12 protein-coding genes are annotated in these 13,944 nt (G+C 69.7%); 4 read left to right on the top strand and 8 right to left on the bottom strand.

Annotation, left to right across the window (positions count from 1 at the left end; genetic code table 11):
- Positions 1–16: 16 nt before the first annotated feature.
- Positions 17–1,108 (bottom strand): NADH:flavin oxidoreductase/NADH oxidase, encoded by a 1,092-nt coding sequence (locus E3O62_RS02305; protein ID WP_134397391.1) that lies wholly within the window; start codon positions 1,106–1,108, stop codon positions 17–19.
- Between the two features lie 74 nt (positions 1,109–1,182).
- Between E3O62_RS02305 and E3O62_RS02300 the strand changes: the two genes are divergently transcribed.
- The 3 genes from E3O62_RS02300 to E3O62_RS02290 are packed head-to-tail and all read left to right on the top strand — an operon-like array spanning position 1,183 to position 3,679.
- Positions 1,183–2,043, top strand: coding sequence for an ADP/ATP-dependent (S)-NAD(P)H-hydrate dehydratase (locus E3O62_RS02300; RefSeq protein ID WP_134397390.1), 861 nt, complete (start codon positions 1,183–1,185; stop codon positions 2,041–2,043).
- 57 nt (positions 2,044–2,100) lie between these two features.
- Entirely contained in the window at positions 2,101–3,339 is a 1,239-nt protein-coding gene (locus E3O62_RS02295; RefSeq protein ID WP_166784910.1) for a glycosyltransferase 87 family protein, read from the top strand.
- Between the two features lie 4 nt (positions 3,340–3,343).
- A complete protein-coding gene (locus E3O62_RS02290; RefSeq protein ID WP_134395987.1) occupies positions 3,344–3,679 on the top strand; it encodes a thiamine-binding protein in 336 nt (111 codons plus the stop codon).
- A gap of 359 nt (positions 3,680–4,038) precedes the next feature.
- Here E3O62_RS02290 and E3O62_RS02285 read toward each other — a convergent pair whose 3' ends face one another.
- From E3O62_RS02285 to E3O62_RS02255, 7 genes are all read right to left on the bottom strand, one after another.
- The gene (locus E3O62_RS02285) at positions 4,039–4,716 is read right to left on the bottom strand and encodes a response regulator transcription factor (RefSeq protein ID WP_255570043.1); all 678 of its coding nucleotides are present in this window, start codon (positions 4,714–4,716) and stop codon (positions 4,039–4,041) included.
- Between the two features lie 69 nt (positions 4,717–4,785).
- Positions 4,786–6,081, bottom strand: a complete 1,296-nt coding sequence (locus E3O62_RS02280; RefSeq protein ID WP_134397388.1) for a hypothetical protein — start codon at positions 6,079–6,081, stop codon at positions 4,786–4,788.
- The gene (locus E3O62_RS02275; protein WP_134395985.1) at positions 6,078–7,247 is read right to left on the bottom strand and encodes a sensor histidine kinase; all 1,170 of its coding nucleotides are present in this window, start codon (positions 7,245–7,247) and stop codon (positions 6,078–6,080) included. The genes E3O62_RS02280 and E3O62_RS02275 overlap by 4 nt, the downstream gene beginning before the upstream one ends.
- A 130-nt stretch (positions 7,248–7,377) precedes the next feature.
- Entirely contained in the window at positions 7,378–8,865 is a 1,488-nt protein-coding gene (locus E3O62_RS02270) for a DUF4389 domain-containing protein (protein WP_134397387.1), read from the bottom strand.
- 126 nt (positions 8,866–8,991) lie between these two features.
- On the bottom strand, positions 8,992–10,218 hold the full coding sequence (locus E3O62_RS02265; RefSeq protein WP_134397386.1) for a homoserine O-acetyltransferase: 1,227 nt from the start codon (positions 10,216–10,218) through the stop codon (positions 8,992–8,994).
- 274 nt (positions 10,219–10,492) lie between these two features.
- A complete protein-coding gene (locus E3O62_RS02260) occupies positions 10,493–11,824 on the bottom strand; it encodes a bifunctional o-acetylhomoserine/o-acetylserine sulfhydrylase (RefSeq protein ID WP_134397385.1) in 1,332 nt (443 codons plus the stop codon).
- 117 nt (positions 11,825–11,941) lie between these two features.
- Positions 11,942–13,138, bottom strand: coding sequence for an acyltransferase family protein (locus tag E3O62_RS02255; RefSeq protein WP_134395981.1), 1,197 nt, complete (start codon positions 13,136–13,138; stop codon positions 11,942–11,944).
- A 26-nt stretch (positions 13,139–13,164) separates the two neighbouring features.
- Here E3O62_RS02255 and E3O62_RS02250 point away from each other — a divergent pair, with 26 nt between their 5' ends.
- Positions 13,165–13,944, top strand: coding sequence for an SDR family oxidoreductase (locus E3O62_RS02250; protein ID WP_134395980.1), 780 nt, complete (start codon positions 13,165–13,167; stop codon positions 13,942–13,944).

Raw genomic sequence — 13,944 nt, 5'->3', positions numbered from 1 at the left:
TCAGGTGTAGCCGTTCTCAGGAGGCCGGCCACCGGGCGCGCAGGTACTGCGGCGGCCAGTAGTCCACGTCGGCGCCGAGCTCGTGGGCGGCCCGCAGCGGGAAGTGCGGGTCGCGCAGGAGTTCGCGGCCCAGCAGGACCGCGTCGGCCCGGCCGGATGCCACGATCTGCTCGGCCTGGTGCGCGGTGGTGATCAGCCCGACGGCACTGACCCGCACATCCGCCGCCGTTTTCACGTGCTCGGCGAGCGGCACCTGGTAACCGGGACCCAGCGGGATGCGCACCCCGGTCACGTTGCCGCCGGAGGAGATGTCGAAGAAGTCGGCGCCGGCGGCCGCGGCCCAGCCGGCGACCTCGGCCGTCTCGTCTTCGGTCCAGCCGCCCGGGGTGTAATCGGTGGCGGAGAACCGCACGAACAGGGCGCGCTCCTCGCCGATGACCGCGCGCACGGCGGCCACGACCTGAAGCAGCAGGCGGGCCCGGTTCGGCAGCCCGCCGCCGAAACCGTCGGAGCGCCGGTTGCTCAGCGGGGACAGGAACTGGTGCAGCAGGTAGCCGTGCGCCGCGTGCAGCTCCACGACGTCGAATCCGGCCTCCACCGCGCGGAGCGCGGCGGACGCGAACCCGTCAACGATTCCCTGGATGCCCGCGGCATCCAGGGCCACGGGCGGTGCGTAGCCGGGGAACGGCACGGCCGAGGCCGACACGGTCGGCCAGCCGCCGTCATCCGTCGCCATGGTGCCGTGCCGGTCTTCGCCCCAGGCCGGCCAGACGGAAGCCTTACGCCCCGCGTGGGAAAGCTGGATGCCGGCCTTCGCGCCCTGCGCATGAAGGAAGGCCACGATCGGTGCCCAGGCGGCGGTCTGTTGCGCGTTCCAGAGGCCGGTGTCGGCGTCGGAGATGCGGCCCTCCGGGCTGATCGCGGTTGCCTCGGCCAGGACCAGCCCGGCGCCGCCCGCGGCCAGCGCGCCCAGGTGAACGAGGTGCCAGTCCCGAGGGACGCCGTCTTTCTCCCGCACCGCGTACTGGCACATCGGCGCCGCCCAGAGGCGGTTGCGCAGGGTGAGGCCGCGTACGGTGAACGGTTCGAACAGGGCGGCAACAGCCACGGATTTCCCCCAAGGGTCGAGTGGGCGGGCGGAGGGGCCGGCCCGACGCTCTCAAAACAACCTATCGTGAGTGCATGAGCGAACTACGGGGATGGCTGGAATGGGACGGCGCACGGGCGCGCGAGCGGATCGCGGTTCCCCGGGCGGACGACGACAAGTACCGCCGCGGCGTGCTGGGCGTGCGCACGGGCTCCGACGAGTACCCCGGGGCCGCGGTGCTCGGAGTCGAGGCGGCCCTCCGCACCGGGGTCGGGATGGTGCGCTACCTCGGCCCGAGACGGGCGTCCGACCTGGTGCTGCAGCGCCGCCCCGAGGCCGTCACCGCCCCCGGGCAGGTGCAGGCCTGGCTGCTCGGCTCGGGTCAGGACGCCGCCGCGCGCGACCGGGTCACCGAGGCCGCGCTGCTCGGCGCCCTGGCCGAGGGGCTGCCCGCGGTGTGCGACGCCGGGGCCCTCGACCTGGTCGGCCGGGCGACCGGGCCCGTCGTGATCACCCCGCACTACCGCGAACTCGCCCGGCTGCTGACCCGACTGCTCTCCCCCCAGGGCGAGTCGGTGGCCGGTTCCGAGGTGGCGGCTGCGCCGGGGGAGTGGGCCGCGCGCGCCGCGTCCGGCCTCGGCGTCACGGTGCTGCTCAAGGGGAGCGTCACCTGGATCGCGGCGCCCGACGGCGCCCGGCTGACGGTGTCGAAGGCGCCCTCCTGGCTGGCGACGGCCGGATCCGGGGACGTGCTCGGCGGCATCCTTGGCGCCCTCCTGGCCACGCATTCACGGGCGATCCAGACGGATGTCGCCGCGCCGGCCCATCTCGCGGCGACGGCCGCCCTGGTGCACGCCCGGGCAGCGGCCCGGGCGTCCAACGGAGGGCCGATCACCGCGCTCGACATCGCCGGCGCGGTGCCGGCCACGATCGCGGATCTGCTCGGCTCGCGCTGACCCTCGCGCTGACTGTCCCGGTGCGGCGGCGGAGCCGTGGGCGTGCGAAGGTGGAGCGTGCCCCAATCCGTCGCAGAACACCGGGCCGCCGGAGCCGGCGTGCCGACATCGCGAACGCTGCTCTGGGCCGGCTTCGCACTGGTGCACGGCGTGCTCTGGTGGCTCTGTTTCGCGTCCCCGGGCTGGCCACTGGGCGATGTGGAGGTCGTCTACCTCGGCTGGGCGACCGACGCGGCATCCGGTGCCGACATCGTGGGCATCACCACCGGCTTCGTCTACCCGCTGCTGGCCCTCCTGCCCATCCTGGCGCCGCTCGCGTTCGGACCCGACCTCTACGCCACCGGCTGGCTCGGGCTGGTGACCCTGCTGAACGCGGGGGCCTTCGCGCTGCTGCTCGGGCGGGGCCGCAACCGGCGTGCCCTGGCGGCGGCGGCCTGGTGGCTGGGTTTCCTGCTGCTGCTCGGGCCCGTCGCCCTCGCCCGGATCGATGCGGTCACCGTGCCGCTGGCGATCGCCGCACTGCTGTTCGTCGGCGCCCGGCCGGTCTGGGGCACAGTGCTGCTGACTCTGGTCACCTGGGTGAAGATCTGGCCGGTGGCCCTGGTGATCGCGCTATTCGTCGTCTCGAAGGACCGCTGGCGGGTGCTCGTCGCCGCGGCCGGGACGAGCCTGGGCATCGTGCTGGTGGCGCTCGGGCTCGGCAGCGGGGCGAACGTGCTCAGCTTCGTCGGCGAGCAGACGAACCGCGGCATCCAGATCGAGTCCCCGGTCGCCGGCCTCTGGATGTGGCCGGCCGCGCTGGGCCTGCCGGGCAGTTACCTCTACTACGACCGGCAGATCCTCACCTTCCAGATCATCGGCACCGGCACGAACGTCGCCATCGTGGCGATTACCCCCCTGCTCGCCCTCTGCGGGCTGGCCGTGGTGCTCCTGGCCTGCCAGCGGATGCGTGCAGGCGCCGAACCGGCCGGCCTGTTCCCGCCGCTGGTGCTGGCCCTGGTGCTGACCCTGATCGTCGTCAACAAGGTCGGCTCGCCGCAGTTCACGACCTGGCTGGCCGCGCCCATCATCCTCGGGCTGCTGGTGCGGGGGCGTGCCTGGTGGCTCCCGGCCGTGCTCGGGCTTGTCATCGCGGCCCTGACCCAACTCGTCTACCCACACTTCTACGACCTCCTGCTCGTGGCAGACTCGACCCTGGTGCTGGTGCTGACCGTGCGCAACGCGCTGGAGGTTGTGCTGCTCGGCTGGGCCGTGTGGCAGATCCTGTTCCCACCCACCCCCGATCAGAAGGAGTAACCCCATGCTGGTTGCATTCTCCGTCGCCCCGTCCGGCTCCCACGATGACGAAGGGTCGGTGCACGACGCGGTCGCCGCGGCCGTGCGCATCGTGCGCGCGTCGGGGCTGCCCAACCACACCGATTCGATGTTCACCACCATTGAGGGCGACTGGGACGAGGTCTTCGCGGTGGTCAAGGCCGCCACTGAAGCCGTCGGCGCCTGGGGGCCGCGGGTGTCCCTGGTGCTCAAGGCCGACATCCGGGGCCGCCGCACCGGGGAGCTGACCGGGAAGGTCGAGCGCCTCGAGGTGGCGCTGGCCGAGACCGCAGCAGCGGCGGCCTCCACACCGGCCGCGTAGCCAGGAGAATCCCCTCTGGATGCAGCGCGCTCCGGGAGTCAGAGCCGACCATACCGCGGGGCGCCGTTCGACCCCGGCGGAACGCCGTGCCGGGCGTCTAACCAATGCGACGGAGATTCTGGGTCAAACCCGTGTTTTTTCGCTTGAACGCGCTGTTGAGAGCGATATCTTCGTCGACTTTGTTCGGGCCGCCGGCCTCGGCGCGGTGTTGCCGGTAGGGCCTCGCCATCGCGGGTGACCTCGGCTACGTCGCCCCGGTCTGGAAAGGCGTGGTGCTCGCGGAGGCACCTAGGCGATCCGCGTGGTCGGCGCGAGGCAGCCGGGCCCTTCGGCAGCCGGGCCCTTCGGCAGCGCCGAAGTCAGTCGCCCTGGAGCAGGATGCCGTCGTGGATGGCGCGCTTGCGCAGGGCGACCTTGGTTCCCACGTCGAAGCCCGCGAGGCGGTACTTCTCCCGGATGCGCTTGAGGTAGCTCTTGGCGGTCTCCTCGGAGATGCCGAGCTGGTGCGCGACGGCCTTGACCGGCTCGCCCGCGCCGTAGAGTGCCATCACCCGGCGCTCCTGCGCGCTGAGGCGGGGAGAACCGCCGTTCGCGCCGTTGTTGAGGGCCTCGTCCAGTTCGGCCGAGATGAAAGAGTCGCCGTCATAGGCTGAGCGGATCGCCTCGACGATCATCGTCGCCTCTTCGCTCTTCACCAGGTAGCCGAGCGCACCGGCAGCCAGCGCCTCGCGCACGAGCCCGGCCTCGGAGTAGGTGCTCATCAACACCGTCTTCACGCCGGCCGTCTTGAGCGTCGAGATCTTCAGTGAAACCGGGATGTTGTCCTTGAGGTCGAGGTCGAGGAGCACGACGTCGACGGGAAATTCGGGGTGGGTGAGCAGCTCGGGCCAGGTGGTGACGGCGGCGACCATGTTGATGTCGTCTGCGGCCCCCCGGATCCACTCGGTGAGGGCTCCCAACAGCATGCGGTGGTCGTCGACGAGGGCCAACCGGATGGGGTTGTCCTTGTTCGGCGCCTCAGTGCTCAACGTGGTTATGTTCGTCACTTCTGTCTCCTTGTGCTTCTGGCCCCGAATGAGAAGCTCAACAGCGTAGTTCCACGGACCCTAAGCATCCGCGGGATTGTCGATACTGCATTCGATTTCCAGATGCAGACTTCCGTCCCGGCTGGAATCGACGTGAGGGCCGACTATTCGGATAGCTTGCCACGTCTCGGGGTCCACTCGACGCCGTGGCACACCCGTCGTGGTCAATTCGATCGGAAATCGTAACTTCTGACGAGCGGAGACGCCGTGCGTGGGTCGAATCGGGCCGAGAGAGAGCGAAACGGATGCCTCGTCGCGGGTTGTGTCGCTGATCAGCAGCCAGATCGTGCGCAGAAGGGCATCGCGCTGGTCGGGGTCGAGCAGGCCGGCCAACCCCGCCGGGTCGTGCAGGCCGACGGACGGTCCCAGGAACTCGGACTCGGTGATCGCGTGGTGCAGCCAGGTCTCCCGGCGGCCCCGGATCAGGTGCAGCCGCAGTTGCGTGGCGAGGTCTGCCGCCGTCGTCGACTTCTCGGAACTCAGCGGCAGCGCCGTGCGACCCTTCGCGACGTCGTCGAGCAGAGTCTCCGCGTCGAGGTCGATGCGGGCGAGTTCCTCGGAGGCGAACATCCCCACCGCGAACTGCGGCTGGGAGATGGTGCTCTGCACCAGCACCAGGTCGAGTTCGCGCTGGGCCATCCGGCGGAAACCCCGAACCGTGGCGACGCCGAGCAGCGGAGGCAGGATGGCGAGGCTGATCGCAAGGAGGTCGGAGGCGAAGGTGAGCGCGTCGGCGCGCTCCTCGGTGAGCGCCCCGAGGAAGAGCAGCAGGCCGAGCGCCGTCGCGGCCGAGACGAGGTCGCGCCCGCGGCGCACGGTGGCCAGGGAGATGAGCAGGGTGCCGACGGCGGCGGCGGCGGTCGGGTAGACGCCGGAGTCGGTTTCGCCCCACGACCCGATTAGGTCGAGCACCACCACGGCGGCGCCGGCGGCGATGGCCGTGGCGAACAACCAGTCCGGCATCCGAGCCGAAAGGCGCTGCACCGTGATCAGTGCCAGGACCGTGGTCGCCATCAGGAGACCCCACGCGATGAGGCTGGGCGTCGGGTCGGGATATTCGGACCACTGAACGACGAACTGCCCGAACAGGAACAGGGTGATGAAGCCGCCACTGAACGTCAGGCCGATGCCGAGGTGACGGCCACCCAGGCCGCTCTGGTTGGCGCGCGTGGTCTGCTCGGTGCGTTCGGGGCGCCGGAAACTGCGCCGGTGTGCCCGGCGCTCCTGGCGGTCCTGGGTGCTCGGCTGGGCGGACCCGCCCGCCGCAGCGCGGCGCGCGTCACGGCGGCGGGCGCCGACGATGCCGGGCACGGTCACTTGGGCACCTCGAGCACGACCGTGGTGCCGGAGCCGGGGGAGGAGAAGAGGCGGGCGTTGCCGCCCACGTCGCGCAGGCGTGCCACGACCGATTCGGCGAAACCGAGGCGTTCGGCGCTGACGCCGCTGAGGTCGAAGCCGACCCCTGCGTCGGTGACCATGGCGCGCACGGTTGTGTCGTCATCAGTGATCGTCACGTCGGCGCGGGCGACGCCGGCGTGACGTCGCACGTTCTCGAGGCACTCGCCGAGGGCGAGGAGGAAGGAGTCGAGCACGTCGCTGGGCAGAAGAACCTGTCCGCTGCCGTGCCAGTCCACATCGAGGCCCATCCGCCCGAACCGCTGCTTGACCGATTCGAGGGTGCTTCCGAGCATTGACTCGGTGGCCGGCTCGAGCGTGTACACCCCGGAGCGGCGCGGGGTGGGGAGGCCGCCGAGCCGCAGCTGCCGCAGCAGCCGGGCGTCGTCGCCGGCCTGCTGGCGCAGTGCGGCCGGGCTGACGCCGACGCCGGAGTGCGCGAGGAGGGTGAGGGTGGCCAGCACGGTGTCGTGCAACAGCCGGGCATCCTGCCGGCGCTGGGCTTCGAGCTCGCTGGCATGGCGCTCGGCGAGGTGGGCCCGGCCGATGAAGGCGATGCGCGCCATGACGCGCGGCACGCTCTGGGCCAGCCACCAGGCCACCAGGGCGATGGCAAGCCAGGCGCTGAGGGTGAGCAGGAGGGGCAAGGTGGCGTCGGACGAGGCGCGGGTGGCGGCGAGCACGCTGGCTACGGTCGCACCGAATGCCAGGAACAGCACCAGCAGGCGGGCGGCGCTGACCACGAGCACGAGGGCGACGCAGCTCAGGGCTCCGGCGGCGATGCCGCCGATGATGGCCTGCTCGACGAGGTTCAGGCCGGTGGCACGCTGGCCCGACCAGCCCACGAGCAGGATCACGGCGATGCCGGAGACCAGGATCAAGGCGACCCAGCGCATCCGGCCGGACCGGCCGAGCAGGTACTGGCCGGCCACCAGCAGCAGCAGCAGTGGCAGGCTCCGGGCCAGGGTACTCACGGTCAAGCCGCCCGGGACGAGCATCGCGAGAAGCGCGGCGGCCGAGCCGGCCAATCCGCACAGGCGAGCCGCTCTGCGGAGCAGACGGTCACGTTCCTTGTAGATTCGTCGCATAGCGGCGCTCTCACCCCATTTGCCCTCTATACAGAACCCTACCGGCCTGGTGTCCGTTCCCTCGCGCGCTCCGTGGCATCCGTCGCCGTCCGCGCGGCCGAAGGCATTCCCGACGGGAGTGACCGGCGACTCAGGGCGTGCTCGACGCCGCTCCGCCGGCAGGGGCGGCGGGTGCGATCGGTGCTGGTGCGACCGCGGTCTCCGGGGTGTCGGCGCCGCCCTGGTCGAGGCGGAACGGTGGGTACTCGTCGCGGAACAGGGCGGTGTAGACGGCCACCCGGAAGATCCAGCGGTCGATGCCGAGGATCAGATCGAACAGGCTGCGCCGGTACCGACCGGTGAAGAGGAGAATGACCGCGGCGATCAGCACCAGCACCCCGATCAGGGACGGGACCGCGTTCGAGACCGAGTCGCCCTCGTCGTTGCGCCAGATCGTCGCACTTCCGGTGAGGGCCGCCACGACCAGCAGGTGCGGAATCGCCAAGAGCCACCATTTGACCAGGACGAGCCCGTGCGAGAGACGCTTAGGATAATCGACCTGCAGATCGGCGGGATAGTCGGCCGACGACGCCAGGCTGAACGGGGGGTACCGGTCAGTGCCGAGCGCCGAGTAGGCGTAGAAGGACACCCGCCAGCTCCAGCGCAGCACCCCGACGTTGAACTGGAAGAGGGCCGTCGGGTATCGACCGGTGAAGAGGATGGCGAACCCGGAGACGATGGTGGTGACGACGAACCCGAACCAGAGGAATAGCAGCACCACCACGTGCGGGAAGATCAGGATCCACTTCACCAACCACAACCAGCGGGACAGCCCCTCGTCGAGGGTTCCGGTCAACCGGGCGGGGAACGCCCGCTCACCGGTATGGGCAGCGGCCGCGGTGGTCCCGGGTGGGCCTGCTCCGACGAAAGTTGCTGCTCCGGGCGGTGTGTCGGGTGTGGCGCCGGGCACGGTTGAGGGCGTTGTGCCACGGCCCAGACCGATTGCTCCGAACACGGTCAGCACCAGGCCGATGAGAAGGATGAGCAGGCCGACCAGAAGCAGCCCCACCGCCAGCGGGGCGAGGAACCCGAGGCGAATGCCGGCTTGCAGGGCGACCGAGACGCCGGGACTGGCATCCTCGTTCATTACGACGACCGCCCAGCTGCCGCTTGTCAGGTCCCAGTCGATCTCCTGAGTGCCGGGACCCTCGGCGGAGGACACCCAGAAGTCCTGGGCGCCGGGGGCCTCCGGAGCGCGGCTGCCCGGAGTGTCGTGGTACACCGCCTGGAAGGGATTGATGTTCAGGTCGCGCAGCTCTGTGGCATTCACCCCGACCAGGTAGCGGTCGACGTCGGCCTGAGGCGCGACGCCGATGAAGACGTCCGCTGTGGAGGTGGAGACCGCGCGGAGCCGGAGACTGCCGATGTTCGCCGGGACGTCCTGGAGCTCGATCGAGCCGATCCGGGGGGAGGTGAGCGCGAACGACTGTACCGAGAACGAGCGGGCGGGGCTGGTGAGGTAGCCGTCCTCGCCCTGCGCGCTGACCACGGCGGTCGTCGCCCCGGCCAGGGCCAGTGAGAAGCCGAGCAGGGAGAGGACCGCGCCAAAGATCAACATGATAACGGAACCGGGTTTCATGGCGCGTGTCCTCTCATCGGGTACGTCTCGATTCAGGGTACGTCGCATTCACGGGCACGACTCGGTTCACGAGGGGTGTCGCGTTCCGTGGCCTTCCGGTCGACGTCGTCTTGATCCGGGACCGTGTCACGCACGATGCGAGGAAGCGGGACGGGTCAGAACGCGCAGAAGTTGCGCGCCGATCGCCTCGTTCTCGATCAAAAAACCGTCGTGGCCGAAGCCGGAGTGGAGCGTGACGGCATCCGTGCCGTCGATGTTGCCCTGCAGGTGGGCGGCGATGACCTGTTGGCCCTCGAGGGGGAAGAGGCGGTCACTGTCGATGCCGACGACGACGCTGAGCGCATCGATGCGGGAGAGGGCGGATGCGACACCGCCGCGGCCGCGGCCGATGTCGTGCGAGTTCATGGCCTCGACCAGCACGATGTAGCTGTTCGCGTCGAACCGCCGGGTGAACTTGTTGCCGTGGAAATCGAGGTAGGACTCGACGGCGAACCGGCCGCCCGCGCCGAGCGGACTGATCTCGCTTTGCCAGCCGCGCTCGAAGCGCAGGTTGAGCTCCTCGGAGCTGCGGTAGTTCAGCAGCGCCATCCGCCGGGCCAGGGCGAGGCCGCGGGTCGGGCCGTCGCCATCCGCGGCGTCGTAGTAGTCGCCGGAGCGGAAGAGCGGGTCGCTGCGGATGGCTTCGATCTGCACCGAATTCAACGCGATCTGGTCGGCGGTCGTCACCGGCGGTGCCGCGAGGATTGCCAGGCGGGCGACCCGGGACGGATGCTCGATGGCCCACTCGAGCGCGTGCATCCCGCCCATCGAGCCGCCGACGACGGCGGCCCAACGGTCGATGCCGAGACGGTCGGAGAAGGCGACCTGCGCTGCTACCTGATCGCGAATGGTGAGGTAGGGAAAGCGGGTGCCCCATTCGGAGCCGTCCGGGGCGAGGGAGGCCGGACCGGTGCTGCCCTGGCAGCCACCGATCATGTTCGGGGCAACCACGAACCAGCGGTCGGTGTCGATGGCCAGGCCGGGGCCGACGACCTTGCTCCACCAGCCCGCGGTCGGGTGGCCGTGGCCGGCCGGGCCGATCAGGTGGCTGTCGCCGGTGAGGGCGTGCAGCACGAGCACGGCGTTGTCGCCGCTCGGGGACAGTTCGCCCCACGTCTCGTAGGCGATCCGCACGGCGCCGAGGCTGCTGCCCGCCTCAAAGTGCAGCGCACCGACGTCGAGGAAACGACGGTTCCCCACGGGGTCGCCGTCGCGCCACGCACCCGTCGCCGGGGGTTTGCCGAGCAGGGACCGCGCCTGGGCTTCGGTCACAAAGCTCGACGGGACGGTGTCTGCCGAATATTGCCAGTCCATAGGCTCCCTATTCTGCCGGGTGAACAGCCTTTCCGGCTCATTGTCACCGCACCGCCTGGTCAGCGCGCCGCACGCCCGGCCGTCGACGCGGAGTCCACTCTGTTCGCACTCGGCGGAACCGAATCAGCCCGCCACCCGAACGCATTCGACGGAGATTTGGCCGATTCTGCCCTGAAACGGGCCGAAACCGGGTGTGGAAGGCAAAATCTCCGTCGAATTGGTTACCCACCCGCTCGGGGTGGTCACCCATCCGGACTGGCAGCGGCTGGACGTGTCAGGCGTTGGCGCGGGATGCCTGCACAACCGCGCGGGCGGCCGCCAGGCCGGTCTCGAGGTCGGCCTTCAGATCGGCGATGTTCTCGATGCCCACGGAGAGGCGCACCAGGCCCGGCGTCACACCGGCCGTGAGCTGCTGCTCCGGGGTGAGCTGCGCGTGCGTGGTCGAGGCCGGGTGGATGACGAGTGACCGCACGTCGCCGATGTTGGCCAGGTGGCTGAACAGGGAAAGGTTGTCGACGAGAGCGCGGCCGGCATCCACTCCGCCCTTCAACTCGAAGGACAGCACGGCGCCGACACCGCGGGGCGCGTAGGTACTCGCGGCGGCGTACCAGGGGCTCGACGGCAGACCGGCGTAGTTGACCGAGGCGATGTCGGGGTGGTTCTCGAGCCACTCCGCGATGTCCTGGGCGTTCTGCACGTGGCGTTCGATGCGCAGGCTGAGAGTCTCGATGCCCTGGATGAGCTGCCAGGCGCTCGCCGGGGCGATCGCGGATCCGAGGTCGCGCAGCAGCTGCACGCGCGCCTTGATGATGTAGGCGATGCCGTCGCCGACCGCGCCCGTGTAACTGACCCCGTGGTAGGACGGGTCCGGCTCGGTGAGGCCGGGAAACTTCTCCACGTTCTTGGACCATGCGAACGTTCCGCCGTCGACGATGACGCCGCCGATGACGGCACCGTGGCCGCCGAGGAACTTGGTCGCCGAGTGGACGACGATGTCCGCGCCGTGCTCGAACGGGCGGATCAGGTAGGGGGTGGCGATGGTGCTGTCGACGATGAGCGGCACCCCGCCGGCGTGCGCCACATCGGCCACGAGACGGATGTCGAGCACATTGATCTTGGGGTTGCCGATGGTCTCGGCGAAGAAGAGCTTGGTGTTGGGGCGCAGCGCCCGGCGCCACTCTTCGGGGTCGTCCTGGTTCTCGACGAAGGTCGTCTCGATGCCCAGCTTGGCCAGCGTGTACTTGAACAGGTTGTAAGTTCCGCCGTAGATCGAACTCGACGAGACGATGTGGTCGCCGGCCTGGGCGATGTTCAGCACCGCGAACGTGGAGGCGGCCTGGCCCGAGGCCAGGAGCAGGGCTGCGGTGCCCCCTTCGAGGGCGGCGACGCGCTCTTCGACGACGGCCTGGGTCGGGTTCATGATCCGGGTGTAGATGTTGCCGAATTCGGCCAATGCGAACAGGTTCTGCGCGTGCTGGGCGTTGTCGAACACGTAGGACGTGGTCTGGTAGATCGGGGTGGCCCTGGCATTGGTGGTCGGGTCGGGCTGGGCACCGGAGTGCACCTGCTTGGTTTCGAACTTCCAGTCTGCAGCGTTGTCGCTCATGAGGTGATCTCCCGGGTGATCCTCGACGAGCGTGGACCTTCCAGCGCTCTGCCAGCGATTCTAGGCAGGGGGTTGTCGAGCTGGCAACGGACACCGCAACACAGCGTCACGAAGCGGTCAGCGCGGCGTTCCGGCGGCAGGGTCTGCGGGCGGCGCGTCTGCGGGAGGCTCGGCGGGCGGCTCCACGGGAGGCTCGGCGGCGAGCGTCCCGGCAGGCGCGTCGAGGTGCGGAAGCACGATCGTGCCGGTGTCGGTGCGCGCCTTCTTGCGGAACAGCCAGCGGGCGCGCGGCTCGATCAGCGGGCGGAACACCCGGCGCACGATCCGCTGCGAGAGGGCGATGGAGATCAGCACGCTGAACCCGATCATCGCGGGCAGCACCCAGCCCGGCTGGGGTCCGCCGAGCACCCCGCGCTCGCGCAGGGGGAACAGCACGAAACTGTGCAGCAGGTAGATGTACATCGTGGCCGCGCCGTAGGGTGTGAACCAGAGCCGTCGCCGGGGCACGAGCACCAGGAATGCCACGATAAGGGCGAACGCGAGCAGCAGCAGACCCAGACGGATGCCGCCGGCCCAGAGCTGGTCGTAGCCGAACGCCGGGTAGGACTCGTCGTAGAGCAGGAACTGGCGCACCTGCGCCTCACGAAGGGCGTCGATGTTCGCCACGATCACGCCCAGCAGTGCCGTGAACAGGGTGACCGCGCCGATCCGCCAGCGCCACACCGCGGCGGCGTGCAGCCCCAGCCAGCGGTCGGTGACCTTCCACTGGCGTAACTGCCAGCCGAAGACGAAGAACGGCAGCAACCCGAGCGTGCGCGACAGCGCGAAGGTGCTGTCGATCGACGCGAAGTACCCGGCGCCGACGGAGATGATCACACTGATCAGCAGCGGATGGCGCAGCAGCACGAGGAAGGGCAGGGCGAGGCGCCAGGCCAGGAGGGCGATCAGGAACCACAGGGTCCAGGAGGGGGACGAGTAGTCCAGGCGGAATTCGCCGCCGAGTAGCCAGTGCACGACTGTCCAGATCGTCTCGAAGATCACGTAGGGGAGCACGATGTCGGTGACCAGGCGATGCAGCTGGCGGGTGCCGAGCGGGCCCGACCGGGCGAAGTACCCGCTGACGGCGACGAACAGCGGAACGTGGAAGGCGTAGACGAACAGATAGAACTCGTAGGCGACATCCGACTCGGCGATGAGTTTCAGGATGGCGTGCCCGAGCACAACCAGGGCGATCGCGATCCAGCGCGCATTGTCCCAGAGCGGCACGCGTCGTTTCTGCACGTGCAGTATTCCGGTGGCGCGTGGGCTCATCATGCTGCTTCTCCGACCAGAATGGAGCCATGGGTACAAAAAGAGTCGTTGTGACCGGTGCGAGTTCGGGGATCGGTGCCGCCACCGTGCGCCTGTTCCGCCAGCGGGGCTGGGATGTGGTGGGGGTGGCTCGTCGCGCCGACCGCCTCGCGACGCTGCAGGCGGAGACCGGGGCGCAGGTCTTCACGGCCGACCTCACCCGGCAGGCCGACGTGGACGCGCTGCGCGACTATCTTGCGGCGTCCGGGCCGGTGCACGCACTGGTCAACAACGCGGGCGGCGCGGTGGGGCTGGACACCGTCGAGGACTCGAAGGTCGAGGACTGGGCCTGGATGTTCGAGATCAACGTGCTCGCGGTCAAGCGGGTCACGAGCGCCGTGCTGCCCTTGCTGCGGGCCGGGATCCGGGCGGAGGGCGGCGGCGCCGACATCGTCACGGTCACGTCCATTGCGGGTCATGTCGCCTACCTCGGAGGTGGAGGGTATAACGCGGCGAAGTTCGCTGCGCACGCCCTGATGGAAGTCTTGCGCCTGGAATTGAATGGCGAGCCGATCCGGGTGATCGAGGTTGCCCCCGGGATGGTGCAGACCGAGGAATTCGGGCTGGTGCGCTTCAACGGTGATGCGGAGAAGGCCGCCGCGGCCTACGCCGGGGTGCCGAATCCGCTCACCGCCGAAGATATTGCCGAGACGATCGTGTCGAGCGTCGAACGCCCGGCCCACGTCAACCTGGACCTGATCGTGATCAAGCCGGTCGCGCAGGCGGCCCCCACACGAGTCGCGCGGGGGCCGCTGGCACCCAAAGACTGA

Source organism: Cryobacterium sp. TMT2-15-1, from assembly GCF_004402345.1.
Lineage (GTDB): Bacteria > Actinomycetota > Actinomycetes > Actinomycetales > Microbacteriaceae > Cryobacterium > Cryobacterium sandaracinum.
This window is presented reverse-complemented; position numbering and strand designations above follow the sequence as displayed.

What these genes read in the sequence shown, in the direction of transcription:
- E3O62_RS02300 (WP_134397390.1), top strand. Translation starts at nt 1,183, where the DNA reads ATGAGCGAACTACGGGGATGGCTGGAATGGGACGGCGCACGGGCGCGC.
- E3O62_RS02290 (WP_134395987.1), top strand. Translation starts at nt 3,344, where the DNA reads ATGCTGGTTGCATTCTCCGTCGCCCCGTCCGGCTCCCACGATGACGAA.
- E3O62_RS02275 (WP_134395985.1), bottom strand. Translation starts at nt 7,247, where the DNA reads ATGCGACGAATCTACAAGGAACGTGACCGTCTGCTCCGCAGAGCGGCT.
- E3O62_RS02270 (WP_134397387.1), bottom strand. Translation starts at nt 8,865, where the DNA reads ATGAAACCCGGTTCCGTTATCATGTTGATCTTTGGCGCGGTCCTCTCC.
- E3O62_RS02265 (WP_134397386.1), bottom strand. Translation starts at nt 10,218, where the DNA reads ATGGACTGGCAATATTCGGCAGACACCGTCCCGTCGAGCTTTGTGACC.
- E3O62_RS02260 (WP_134397385.1), bottom strand. Translation starts at nt 11,824, where the DNA reads ATGAGCGACAACGCTGCAGACTGGAAGTTCGAAACCAAGCAGGTGCAC.
- E3O62_RS02255 (WP_134395981.1), bottom strand. Translation starts at nt 13,138, where the DNA reads ATGATGAGCCCACGCGCCACCGGAATACTGCACGTGCAGAAACGACGC.
- E3O62_RS02250 (WP_134395980.1), top strand. Translation starts at nt 13,165, where the DNA reads ATGGGTACAAAAAGAGTCGTTGTGACCGGTGCGAGTTCGGGGATCGGT.